The organism is Polaromonas sp. (genome assembly GCF_018780625.1).
Lineage (GTDB): Bacteria > Pseudomonadota > Gammaproteobacteria > Burkholderiales > Burkholderiaceae_C > Polaromonas.
Genome location: NZ_JADMJK010000180.1, coordinates 1 through 12,410, shown reverse-complemented (window position 1 = coordinate 12,410; position 12,410 = coordinate 1). Strand labels below are relative to the sequence as shown.

Sequence of the window (12,410 nt, the reverse complement as noted above, 5' to 3'; positions counted from 1 at the left end):
CCGGCGCTTCGTTCGCGGCTCCCACGCTTGTCGCCTCGCGTACTGCGCTGCCCCCAGAGGCGGCTGAGCTTCCTTGCAACAGCCCCACTTTGGCGCTTCGGAATGGCTTATGACCCGATGGATCAGCGGCAACCAGTTCCGCCTGCTTGAAAACGGCGAGGAATTCTTTCCGCGCGTCTTTGCGTGCATTGCCGCCGCCCAATTCGAGGTCGTGCTCGAAACCTTCATCCTGTTTGAAGACAAGGTAGGCCTGGCGCTGCATGCCGCCTTGCTCACGGCGGCCGCGCGCGGCGTGCAGATCGACATCACGGTTGACGGCTACGGCTCGCCCGACTTGTCGCCCGGCTTTATTTCGGCGCTCACGCAGGCGGGTGTGCGGGTGCATGTGTTTGACCCCAGCCCCAAGCTCTGGGGCTACCGCACCAACCTGTTTCGCCGCATGCACCGCAAGATTGTGGTGGTGGACGGCGAGCGGGCCTTTGTAGGCGGCCTCAACTACTCGGCTGACCACCTGGCCGACTTCGGCCCGACCGCCAAGCAGGACTATGCGGTCGAGATAGAAGGCGCCATCGTGGCCGACATTCACGCGTATGTGCACCAGGCGCTGGCAGAGGACCAGCGCGAGCCGGCCACCAGCCTGAGCGGCCGGCTGCGGGAAGGCCTTTCGGCCCAGGCGCAAAAACTCGCCCAGCCCTGGCGACGCGCCACGCCGGCGCCGGCGGGCGAGGCGTCAGCCATTTTTGTGACGCGCGACAACCGCTCGCACACCAAGGACATCGAGCAGCACTACCGCATCGCCATCCGGGCCGCGCGCCGCCGCATTGTGATTGCCAACGCCTATTTTTTCCCCGGCTACCGCTTGATCAAGGAACTGCGCCGGGCCGCGCAGCGCGGCGTGGAGGTGCAGCTCATCTTGCAAGGCGAGCCCGACATGGCCATTGTCAAGACCGCTGCAAGCATGCTTTACCACCACCTCATGAGCGCTGGCGTGCGGATTTTTGAATACAACACCCGGCCCCTGCACGGCAAGGTGGCCGTGGCCGACGAGGCCTGGTCCACGGTCGGCTCCAGCAACCTGGACCCGCTCAGCCTGTCGCTGAACCTGGAGGCCAACGTCATCATCAAGGACCGCGCCTTCAACCAGTATTTGAGCGCGCGGCTGGACCAGTTGATCGCGCAGGACTGCCGCCAGATCTTGCCCACTGACCTGGTGACGTGGAGCTGGTGGCGCTCGGTGCGCAGCTTTTTTGTGTTTCACCTGCTGCGGCGCTACCCGGCCTGGGCCGGCTGGCTGCCCGCGCACACGCCGCGCCTCACCCTGGCCATGCCCGCCACGCCGCGCGCCAACCCCGAAGCCCCCGTCGCCGACCGGTCCGGTCCGGTCCGGTCTAGCCCCCCATGAAACCCAGGCGCGCGCATCACCGCCCCGGGCGGCCGCACCGCAAGCCCGGTGGCCGGCAGAGCGTTAGCAGCAAAGCCTGGTGGCCGTGGCTCAAGCGCGGCGCCGCTGCCGTGTTTTTTGTGCTGGTGGCCAGCCTGCTGGTGTCGCGCGCGCGCACCATCGACTGGGGCGAGGTGTTTCTTTCGCTGCAGCAGTACCCGCGGACCGCCGTGTGGGGCGCCGTGGCACTGGCCGCCACCAGCCTGCTGCTTTACAGCTGCTTTGACCTGCTGGGGCGCCGCTACACCGGCCACACGCTGAGCGCGCCCACCGTGATGACCATCACCTTCATCAGCTACGCCTTCAATCTGAACCTGGGCTCACTGGTCGGCGGGGTGGCTTTTCGCTACCGCCTGTATTCGCGCCTGGGGCTGCGCACCGGCGTCATCGCGCGCATCATGTCGCTGAGCATGCTGGCCAACTGGATGGGATACGTGCTGCTTGCCGGGGCAGTGTTCAGCCTGCAGCCGCTGCGCCTGCCCGCCAGCTGGCCCATAGCCGCCATCCATCTGCGGCTGATCGGCCTGGTCTTGCTCGCCGCCGCCGCCGCTTACCTGAGCGTGTGCGCTTTTTCGCGCCAGCGCACGCTGCAGGTGCGCGGCCACACGATTGACCTGCCCACGTTCCGGATGGCCGGGCTGCAGCTGCTCATGGGCGCCGGCAACTGGCTGCTGATGGCGGGCATTATTTTTGTGCTGCTGCAGCAACGCATCGCGTTTTCAGCCGTGCTCAGTGCGCTGCTGCTGGCCGCCGTGGCTGGCGTCATCACGCGCATCCCGGCCGGCCTGGGGGTGCTGGAGGCCGTGTTTGTCGCCCTCCTGTCGCAGCAGATGCCCCGGCATGAACTGCTGGCCGCGCTGGTGGCTTACCGGCTGATTTATTTCATTGCCCCGCTGGGCGTGGCCAGCCTGGTCTACCTTGTCATGGAGGCCCGGACCCGGCAGCAGCAGCCGCAGCGGCCTGAAGTTCCGGGATAATGTTTTTATTACTGTCTGTTTTTACATAGGCACCCTTCGCATGCAGTCAATGCCCGACGCTTTCCCGGCAGCACGCAGCGCCCCGAGCCGAACCGGGCGCGCGCAAGCGGCGCGTTTCATACGCTCACAAATGGCGTGCCACTGGCGCGTGCATCCGGCAGTTCCTGCGCTACCCTCGGGCATCCCCGGGTCATGGCCTCGCCGTCATGACCTGTCCGCACCACGCTGACAAAAAGGCCCGCATTGCCCATGACCGTTGCCACACAGGCCACCACACCCGCCACTTTTGAGATCAAAAGTGCCAACCTGCCGCTGGTCGCCTTGCTGCTCAAGTCCACCGACCTCGCAGCCGTTTCACGCGAACTGACGCAGCGTTTTGGCGACGTACCCGATTTTTTCGACCAGGACCCGCTGATGATCGACCTGTCGCCGCTGCAAGCGGCGGCCAGGGCCAGCGGGAAGCCCGTGGGCGAAATCGACTTTTCAACCCTGATCGCCCTGCTGGGCACCTACCAGCTGGTGCCGGTGGCCGTCAAAGGCGGCAACCCCGCGCAGATGGCCGCGGCGCTGCAAGCCGGCCTGCTGCCCGTACCCGACGCGCACCTGGTCACCCCCCGGCCCGCCGCAGCGCCCGCAGCCCCTGTAGCCGCAGCCCAGGCACCAGCCGCCCCCCCGCAAGGCGCGCTGGTGATTGAAAAGCCCTTGCGCTCGGGCCAGCAGGTCTATGCGCGTGGCCGCGACCTGATCGTGCTGGCCATGGTCAATGCCGGCGCCGAAGTCATTGCCGACGGCCACATCCATGTCTATGCGCCGCTGCGCGGCAAGGCCATGGCCGGCGCGCGCGGCAACACCGACGCGCGCATCTTTGCACTCGCGCTGGAAGCCGAACTGCTGTCGATTGCCGGCGTCTACCGCACCAGCGAGCACCCGCTGCCGCCCGGTGTGGCAGGCCGTCCGGTGCAGGTGCAACTGGTGCCCGGCCCCGGCGGCGACAAGCTTGTCATGAACGTGATGGCATGATCCCCCTGTGCGCTGCGCTGCAGGCGCCTGGTGCCTGCACGGTCCAACCCTGACCACCCCACCCCTTACCGACTTCAAAAGGACTTTTCTCAGATGGCAAAAATCATAGTGGTCACCTCCGGCAAGGGTGGCGTGGGCAAAACCACCACCAGCGCCAGCTTTTCATCCGGCCTGGCGCTGCGCGGCCATAAAACCGCCGTCATCGACTTCGATGTCGGCCTGCGCAACCTGGACCTCATCATGGGCTGCGAGCGCCGCGTGGTCTACGACCTGATCAACGTCATCCAGGGCGAAGCCACGCTGAACCAGGCGCTGATCAAGGACAAGCAGTGCCAGAACCTGTACGTGCTGGCGGCCTCGCAAACGCGCGACAAGGACGCGCTGACCAAGGACGGCGTCGAAAAAGTCCTCAAGGACCTGGCCACCATGGACTTTGAATACATCGTCTGCGACTCCCCCGCCGGCATTGAAACCGGCGCGCTCATGGCCATGCACTTCGCCGACGAAGCGCTGGTCGTGACCAACCCCGAAGTCTCTTCGGTGCGCGACTCCGACCGAATTTTGGGCATGCTGTCGAGCAAGACCCAGCGCGCCATCGACGGCGGCGAGCCCATCAAGGAGCACCTGCTCATCACCCGCTACAACCCGAGCCGGGTCGACCAGGGCCAGATGCTGTCGCTCGAAGACATCCAGGACATCCTGCGCATCAAGCTGATTGGCGTCATTCCCGAATCCGAGGCCGTGCTGCAAGCGTCCAACCAGGGCGTGCCCGCCGTGCACATGGAAGGCAGCGATGTGTCTGAAGCCTACAAGGACGTGATTGACCGCTTTCTGGGCGAAGACAAGCCGATGCGCTTCATTGACGCGCAAAAACCCGGTTTTTTCAAACGCCTGTTCGGGGGGAAATAAAGCGCCATGGCTTCATTTCTGTCTTTTTTGCTCGGCGAAAAGAAAAAAACCGCCAGCGTCGCCAAAGAACGGCTGCAAATCATCCTGGCGCACGAACGCTCGGGCCGCAGCAGCCATGAACCCGACTACCTGCCTGCGCTGCAGCGCGACCTGATTGCGGTGATTTCCAAGTACATCAACATCAATCCCAACGACATCAAGGTCAACCTGGAACGCCAGGAAAACCTGGACGTGCTCGAAGTCAAGATCGAACTGCCAGAGCCTAAATAAGGCGGCCGGCGCCCCCATCAAAAGCCCCCGGCCGCCAGGCTGCGGCGGCAATTTTCCTGGCTGAAGCGACCTGAAAGGGCGCAAGGCCCGTTTGCACTTCTTACTTTCCCTTGCAAACGCGCAGGCTTTCCGCCTACACGGCTGGAAGTTTCAGCCGCGCACACTCAGGGGGCGAAATACCGCAGTTCCTGGTCGCCCATCTTCCAGGGTCGGACTTGCGCCTCACAGGAAAAAAGCATGAAAAAATTCAATGGCCATTCAAAAACCCTGGGCTGGTCTGTAGCCCTGCTCCTGAGCGGGCTTGCCGCGGGCTGCGGCGGCGGTGATGGCGGACGCGATCCCGTGCTGGGCGCAGACGTTTCCAACATGGTCCTCGTGGCACCACCGGGCGCCATCGCCCCCGGCGCGGTGTGCCCGGTCGCTGGCCCATCAGTCACCCTCACCAACCCTGCGAACGGCAGCCTGACGGCGTCGACCAGCACGAGCGGCGTGGCCAACGGCGGCAAACAGGTCACGGCCACCTTCAGCGAATCCATGAACGCGGCAACCATCAATGCCGCCACCTTCAAGCTCGCCCCCACCGGAGGCGTCGCGCTTATACCGGCCTCGGTCGGCTACAACGATGTCAGCAAGGTCGCCACCTTGACCACCGCATCGGCACTGCTGGCCAACACCGCCTACACGGCGGTAATCCAGGCACCCATCGCCAACGGCACGGGTACCCTGCTTGGCTGCACCTACACCTGGAACTTCAAGACCGCCGCCGCCCTGGTTGCAACTGCGCCTTCATCGTTCGACCTCGGCCTGGCCGCGACCTACGCCATCGCAGCGACTGCCGGCGTGACCAACGCGGCAGCCACCACGATTAACGGAAATGTCGTGCTGGATCCCCAGGCGACATGCAATGCCGAGTCCGTTCTTGCGGCGGGCACGTTTGGTCTTTGCGCCGGCAAGGCCCCCACGCTCAACGGCGCGGTGGCCAGCCCGCTATTCCCGGATGCAGGTGTCACGTCAGGCAAGGTGAAGGCCGATTTGCGGGCAACCTACATCGCACTGTCGCCCGCCATCCTGGTCGGCGCCACCGCCATTCCGGCAGGCACGACCCTGGGCGCACCCGCCGGGAATGCCCCGGTCACGGGCGACAACTATTTCGCTCCTGGTGTCTATCAGTCCAGCACATCGATCCTGGTCACAGGTGATCTCACGCTCGATGCCAAAGGCGACGCGAACGCGGAATTCGTGTTCCAGTCCTCAAGCACCGTCGGTACCGCGCCCAACGCCCGCATCCTGCTGATCAACGGGGCCAAGGCATCCAACGTTTACTGGTGGGCTGGCAGCGCCGCAACGCTCACCACCGGCACGACGTGGCAGGGCAACATCCTTGCCAGTAGCGACGTCACGATGCAAGTGGGCGCAAACTCTTGCGGCCGGTTGTTTGCCGGTGCATCGACCGACGGCGCATTTGTGCTGGACGGCAACGTGGTTTCCGTGCCGGGCCATTCAAGTGGCCCAGCCACCTGCCAGTAAGCCAGCAAGAAGGCGTACGGCCTGCGGTCACACCGCAGGCCGTGTCAGCCTGAAATACCTGTAGTTCGGGTGGTGCGCAGTGAGCGCCACCCACTGCCCGGTTAGTTTGAATCAATGAACGACGCAGCAGACACAAGCACAAGCGTTTTTAGAACCCTCCTGGAGAACAACATGAAATCAAGAACCGCATCAGGAACCCTGGGCCTGGCAGCATTCGCTGCCCTGCTCAGCCCCCTGGCCATGGCGCAAGACACCGGCTGGTACGGCGGCGCCAACGTCGGCCAGTCCCGGGCCACCATCGACGACGCGCGCATCCGCAGCGGCCTGTTGAATGATGGTTTTACCTCCGCCACCATCGTCGACGACGACCGCTCCACCGGCTTCAAGATTTTTGGCGGCTACCAGCTCAACAAGAATTTTGCGGTGGAAGGCGGCTATTTCGACCTCGGCAAGTTCGGCTACACCGCCACCACGGTTCCACCGGGCACGCTGAACGGCTCCATGAAGGTCAGGGGCCTGAACCTGGACCTGGTGGGCACGCTGCCCGTGACTGAAAAGTTCTCGGTCTTTGGCCGTGTCGGCGTGAACTACGCGCAAACCCGCGACAACTTCAGCGGCACGGGCGCCGTCCGCGTCACCAACCCCAACCCCAGCAAAAACGCCACAAACTACAAGTTTGGCGCGGGCCTTCAGTATGCGTTCACCGATTCACTCGCGATGCGCCTGGAGGGCGAGCGCTACCGCGTCAACGATGCCGTGGGCAACAAGGGTGACGTCGACCTGTACTCGGTCGGCCTGATCTACCGCTTTGGCCCGAAAGCGCAAGCACCGGCCCCTTATGTGGCCGCACCCGCCTATGTGGCGGTAGCGCCCGCGCCCGTCGTCGTGGCACCGCCACCGCCGCCACCTCCGCCGCGCTTTGAAAAGTACACCTTGTCGGCCACCGAACTGTTTGCCTTTGACAGCGCCGAGTTGCGGGCACCACAACCCAAGCTCGACGAAATCGCCAGCGCCCTCGCCGCCAACAGCACCGTCAACGACGTGGTCATCACCGGCTACACCGACCGCCTGGGCTCCAACAGCTACAACCAGGCGCTGTCCGAGCGCCGGGCCAATGCCGTCAAAAACTACCTGAGCGCCAAGGGCGTCAGCGCCAACCGCCTGAACGCCCAAGGCAAGGGCGAAGCCAATCCGGTGGTTGAATGCAGCGACAAAAACCGCACGGCCCTGATCAAATGCCTGGAGCCCAACCGCCGCGTGGAAGTCGAGCAAATCACGATCGAGCGACGCGTGCAATAAACGCCGGCCCCCACGGGCCATAGCGCCATTCAAAAGGGCAGCGGACATGCATCCGCTGCCCTTTTTGCGTTGAGCCGCCCCACCATACGGGCCACCGCAGGGCTATCATCCGGCCATGCTGATAGAGACCCTGAGCGCTGCGCGCGACATGCGCCGCCTGAACGAAATTGCCGGTGTGCTGATTCGCCACGGCTTTGCCGAGAGCGTGCGCCGCCTCGGCCTGGCCGACAAGCTGGAGCGCGCCGGCCACGCCATCCGCTGGGACTCGGCCGCCGACCTGGCCCGCCTCGCGCCGCCGGTGCAGGTACGCCTGGCCATGGAAGAACTCGGCCCCACCTTTGTCAAGCTCGGGCAAATTCTGGCCGGCCGCGCCGACCTGTTTGGGCCCGAGTGGATTGCCGAGTTTGAGAAGCTGCACAGCCATGTGCCCGCCGTGCCGCTGGAGCAGTTGCGCCCGCAGTTGCGCGAAGACCTGGGCGGCGAACTCGAAGACGTATTCGCCCGCTTTGACACCGCGCCGCTGGCCGCTGCCTCGATTGCCCAGGTGCACCGCGCGCAGCTGCACGGCGGATGCGAAGTCATCGTCAAGATCCGCCGCCCCGGCATCACCGAGGTCATAGAGGCCGACCTGCGCCTGCTCGGCCACGTCGCCGCGCTGGCCGAAACCGAAATGCCCACGCTCAAGCCCTATCAGCCGCAGCAGCTGGTGCGCGAGTTTGCCAGGTCGCTGCGGCGCGAACTGGACCTGGCCGCCGAATGCCGCCATGCCGAACGCATTGCCGCCAACCTGGCCGGCCTGCCTGACATCGTGATTCCGCGCGTGCACTGGGCGCACACCGGCGAGCGCGTCAACGTGCAGGACTACGTGGGCGGCGTGCCCGGCAGCCAGCTCGCGCAGCTGACACCCGAAGCCGGCTTTGACCGCCCCCTGCTGGCCCGGCGCGGCGCCCAGGCCGTGCTCAAGATGATCGTCGAAGACGGCTTTTTTCATGCCGACCCGCACCCCGGCAACGTGTTTTACCTGCCCGGCAACCGCATCGCCTTCATCGACTTCGGCATGGTCGGGCGGCTGTCGACGCGGCGGCGCGAAGAGGTGCTGGACCTGATGCTGGGCCTGGTTGAGCGCCAGCCGCAGGCCGTGGTCGACGTGCTGCTCGACTGGACCGGCGACGAGCAGAGCGTGAACCCGGCGCAGCTGGAAGCCGAGATCGAAGCCTTTGTCGACCAGTACCACGGCACCCCGCTGGCACAGCTCAACCTGAGCCAGATGCTGTCTGACGTCACCGGCATTTTGCGCGAGCACCGGCTGGGCCTGCCGCCAGACTTGGCGCTGCTGATCAAGGCCTTCATCAGCCTGGAAGGCATGGGCCGCGGCCTGGACCCCGCCTTTCACATGGCCGCCGAAGCCGAGCCGCTGCTGCGCCGGGTGGCGCGTGCCCGCCTGCAGCCCAGGGTACTGGCCGCCCGCACCTGGCACACCCTGCGCCGCACGCTGGCTGTGGCCGAACAGTTGCCGCACGATGTGTCGCGCCTGCTGCGCAACGCCCGGCGCGGCCGGGTGCATGTCGGCATCGAGCTGGCGCACCTCAAGCGCGTAGGCAACCAGATAGACCGCGCCGCCAACCGCCTGACCCTGGCGCTGGTGATTGCCGCGCTCATCATCGGCTCATCGATTGTCATGACCGTCAAGGGCGGCCCCACCCTGCTGGGCCTGCCGATCTTCGGGTTTCTGGGCTTTATGGGTGCCATGCTGGGCGGCCTCTGGCTGGTGCGCGCCATCTGGCGCAGCAACCGGGGCAGCGACGCCGACGACCTGGACTGACGCGAGTTCCGGCCAACAACGCACCATCCCCGATTTTCTCCTTCCCGCCTTTGGGGGAAGGTGCCATGCGGAGCCGGGGCATAGGTGGCCTGCGTCGCTGCGAAAATTCCAGAAAAAAAGCAGCCCCTGCCTTTCGGCAAGTGCTGCTTTTTGAGCGGACACTACCGCCGGTTAGCGCACCGGCACATTGCCCTGAACGGCGGCACCCGCCTTGACGTTGGCGTTGATGCTCGGTGTGGCATTGCCGCCCGCCGTCATGCCGGCGCCGGCATCCGCGGCCTGGTTGGCACTTTTTGCGCCAGACTTGACCTTCGCCTTCGCAACCTGCGTCACCCGCTTGCCGCCCTGGACTGCCGCGTCACCCGCAGCCTGCCCGGTACCCCGCACACCGCCCAGCAGCTGGCCGGCGCCACTGGTCACGCTGTTGACTGCGCCCGAAGCGTTCACACCGCTGTCAACCTGTGCACCCGCACCAGCCGAGGCGGCAGCGCCCGTAGCCGCCATGCGCTGCTCAGCCGTCACGTTGCCGTTGACGCCAGCGCGCACACCGGCATCCAGACCCACGCCAGCATTGGCCGTGCCGCCAGCGGGCTGCACGGCGGTATTGGCGCCCAGACCCAGGCCAACACCGACCCCCGCACCTCCGACCAATGCAGGCCCGGCCGTCACCGCGGCACCGGGCATGCTGCCATCAAGCCCCAGGCCGGCGGCGTGCACTGAAGCGCCCCATGCCAACGCGGTGGTGAGCACCAGCAAGGAGGGCAAGGCCCGCGACAGCCGTGGACGGGCCATGCGGGAAGAAATCTGAGCATTAGAGGAAGGAATGTTGTTGAAACTGGGCATTGAAGCTCCTGCTGTTGAAGAAGGCTTCATCTTCTGTGCCCCGCGTTTCGGCCCCGTTTCCGCTTTGTTGACTTTGTAAGTCAATGCGAAGCCCTTTCTTTAAAGGCGTTCCACCGTAAGTGAGCGCAAACAATCGGTCCTGTATTCACCATATGAAAGGGTCAGGCCGCTTGTGTATAGCGCCTGTCAGCAGACGCAACACGTTCTGCCGCCGCCGTCGCGCTCAGACCGGCCGAATACCCATCAAGACCCCGTGCGCCCAGAACGCAAACAGCGCCCAGGCCGCGCCGCCCACCACCAGCGTCATCACCGTTCCCGCCGCCGTGCCCGCCGGGTAAACCGTTTGCGCAGCACGGTCGCGCCCGCGCGCGGCGCGAAAGCTCAGCAGCGACCAGAGCAAAAAGCTGCCAAACAGCACGCCATGCGCCACATTGCCGTTGGCCAGCAAATGCGCCACCGCCCAGACCGCCACCGCCAGCACCATCGGGTGATGCAGCCGCGCCTTGATGGCGTTGCGCGGCACATAGGCCGCCGCCAGCAGCACAAAGGCCACCAGCGTCAGCAGCCACGCCACATGGCGCATGAAAGACGGCGGCCACCACATCTCCACCGGCTGCTTGCGCGCCAGGCTGAAACCCCACACCACCAGCCCCAGGCCCACGGCCGACAGCACCGCGTACAAGCCCTTCCAGGTCGACGCGCCCAGCCGCGCCACCATGGCCGTGCGCCAGCCGTCGGCCACGATGCGTATGGAATGCACGCCCAAAAAAATAACCAGTCCCAACATCAGCATGCCCATAGTGTCGCGTCCCCGCAAAAAATGAATTGATTATGCGGCGCTGCCGCGCCCGGGCGGACACCCGCTGCCGGCAAGCTGCTATTTACTTTGTAGCTGCACGCGCCGGTTCAGTGGGCGCTTTGGGCCGCTACGGCACTGCACCACGGCCCGCCTCGGCCTGCGGCCAAAGCCCCGGAAAGTAAAAACGCAGCGCATGCTGCGGCACGCCAAAACGCAGCTTGCCGTGCGGCGAATCCGTGGCCAGCAAACCGCGCTTGAGCAGCGCCGTCACCTGCGCCGTGGCCAGCCGCTCGCCCAGCCCCAGCAGCGCCTTGAAGTCGCTGCGCTCCAGCGCCGACGGCGTCAGCTGCAGGTAATGCAGCGCCCGCAGCGACGCGCTGCGCACGCCCTGGCGCACCACGTTCTCCTCATAGGCCAGGCAAGCCGCAATCCGGTCCTTCATGCCCGACAGGTCCAGCAGGCCGGACATCATCACAGCCTGGTCCCGCCACAGCGCCAGTACATAGGCCACCCACGCCGCCAGCGACTGCCCCGCGCGCCCGGCCGAGCCATCCGCATCGGCCGCAGCCAGTTGCGCACGGTAAGCCTGGTCGCCGCGCGCAAATCCGCGCAGCGGCGACCACAAGCCCTGTGTCAGGCCCAGCGCGCCCAGGGCCAGGTGCGTGTGCAGCCGCGCCACGCGCCCGTTGCCATCGGGAAACGGGTGAATCCACGCCAGCCGGTGGTGCGACGCCGCCACCGCCACCAGTTGCAGCTCGCCGCGCCGCACACCGCCGTACGCCGCGCCCCAGTGCGCCAGCAGCCCACCCACTGCGGCCGGCGCAGGCGCCGCATGCAGCGCCACGCCCGCCGCACGTTTGCGCAGCGCGCCCGGCACCATCGCCTGGCCCGCGGGCAACACCAAGTCAGCCTGCGGCAGGCGCGCAAACAAATCCTGATGAATGTCGCGCACCATCTGCGCCGACCAGATCCTCTGGCAAGACCAGCCGCCCCAGCGCGCCTCCAGCGCAGCTTGCGTGTCCATGTACGCGACAACACGCCGCACCCCCGCGTCATCCAGTCCATCAACAGAACCCGGCATATCGCCGCTGCGCAAGGCCCGCTCCACGTCCAGCGGCGACACCTGCAACCCTTCCAGCGCCAGGCTGTCATGCGCATTCATCGCCCGCAACAGCCGCCTGAGCTCCACCGGCACGCCCACGCCCGCCAGCCGCTGCGCCGCCTGCTGCAGGTCATGCGCCTGCTCCAGCAACGGCGCCAGCAGCGGCTCGGCCGGCAGCCAAGGCAACGCGGTTGAAAGATGATTTTCTGTGGATAATTTTTGCAACTTGATAGACATGATTAAGTCTATGTCGCCAAACAATATTTTTAGAATGCTGCGGTAATTTTTGCGACTTTATTTGCACGACGCCGCCGCATGAAGATTCAACAATTCGCTGCGCACTTTGAGGGGTCTGCATCGCGACCCCGGCGTTACAGCCAAACAACCCATGCAGGGCGCAG

At 65.6% G+C, this 12,410-nt stretch carries 12 protein-coding genes; 8 read left to right on the top strand and 4 right to left on the bottom strand.

Annotation, left to right across the window (positions count from 1 at the left end; genetic code table 11):
* Positions 1-109 precede the first annotated feature (109 nt).
* The 8 genes from clsB to IV091_RS14145 all read left to right on the top strand — a co-directional run bounded on the left by clsB (position 110) and on the right by IV091_RS14145 (position 9,265).
* Positions 110-1,402, top strand: coding sequence for a cardiolipin synthase ClsB (clsB, locus tag IV091_RS14180; protein ID WP_293469831.1), 1,293 nt, complete (start codon positions 110-112; stop codon positions 1,400-1,402).
* Positions 1,399-2,418 (top strand): YbhN family protein, encoded by a 1,020-nt coding sequence (locus tag IV091_RS14175; protein WP_293469829.1) that lies wholly within the window; start codon positions 1,399-1,401, stop codon positions 2,416-2,418. The genes clsB and IV091_RS14175 overlap by 4 nt, the downstream gene beginning before the upstream one ends.
* Before the next feature lie 249 nt (positions 2,419-2,667).
* Positions 2,668-3,438: a septum site-determining protein MinC gene (gene minC, locus IV091_RS14170; protein ID WP_293469827.1), complete on the top strand. Its 771-nt coding sequence runs from the start codon at positions 2,668-2,670 to the stop codon at positions 3,436-3,438.
* A 93-nt stretch (positions 3,439-3,531) separates the two neighbouring features.
* Positions 3,532-4,347: a septum site-determining protein MinD gene (gene minD, locus IV091_RS14165; RefSeq protein WP_293469825.1), complete on the top strand. Its 816-nt coding sequence runs from the start codon at positions 3,532-3,534 to the stop codon at positions 4,345-4,347.
* Positions 4,348-4,353: 6 nt separating this feature from the next.
* Entirely contained in the window at positions 4,354-4,617 is a 264-nt protein-coding gene (gene minE, locus IV091_RS14160; RefSeq protein WP_293469823.1) for a cell division topological specificity factor MinE, read from the top strand.
* 237 nt (positions 4,618-4,854) lie between these two features.
* The gene (locus IV091_RS14155) at positions 4,855-6,144 is read left to right on the top strand and encodes an ice-binding family protein (protein ID WP_293469821.1); all 1,290 of its coding nucleotides are present in this window, start codon (positions 4,855-4,857) and stop codon (positions 6,142-6,144) included.
* A gap of 171 nt (positions 6,145-6,315) precedes the next feature.
* The gene (locus IV091_RS14150; RefSeq protein ID WP_293469819.1) at positions 6,316-7,443 is read left to right on the top strand and encodes an OmpA family protein; all 1,128 of its coding nucleotides are present in this window, start codon (positions 6,316-6,318) and stop codon (positions 7,441-7,443) included.
* Between the two features lie 115 nt (positions 7,444-7,558).
* Positions 7,559-9,265, top strand: a complete 1,707-nt coding sequence (locus IV091_RS14145) for an AarF/UbiB family protein (protein WP_293469817.1) — start codon at positions 7,559-7,561, stop codon at positions 9,263-9,265.
* A gap of 171 nt (positions 9,266-9,436) precedes the next feature.
* Here the strand turns inward: IV091_RS14145 and IV091_RS14140 are convergent, their stop codons facing one another.
* The 4 genes from IV091_RS14140 to IV091_RS14125 all read right to left on the bottom strand — a co-directional run.
* Positions 9,437-10,108 carry a hypothetical protein gene (locus IV091_RS14140; protein WP_293469815.1) on the bottom strand — a complete coding sequence of 224 codons (672 nt, stop codon included), beginning with the start codon at positions 10,106-10,108 and terminating at the stop codon, positions 9,437-9,439.
* 223 nt (positions 10,109-10,331) lie between these two features.
* Positions 10,332-10,907: an NnrU family protein gene (locus IV091_RS14135; RefSeq protein WP_293469813.1), complete on the bottom strand. Its 576-nt coding sequence runs from the start codon at positions 10,905-10,907 to the stop codon at positions 10,332-10,334.
* Positions 10,908-11,034: 127 nt separating this feature from the next.
* On the bottom strand, positions 11,035-12,195 hold the full coding sequence (locus IV091_RS14130; RefSeq protein ID WP_366807009.1) for a Fic family protein: 1,161 nt from the start codon (positions 12,193-12,195) through the stop codon (positions 11,035-11,037).
* Positions 12,140-12,410: hypothetical protein (locus IV091_RS14125; RefSeq protein WP_293469809.1), on the bottom strand; the 271-nt coding region annotated here is incomplete at its 5' end. The genes IV091_RS14125 and IV091_RS14130, both read right to left, overlap by 56 nt.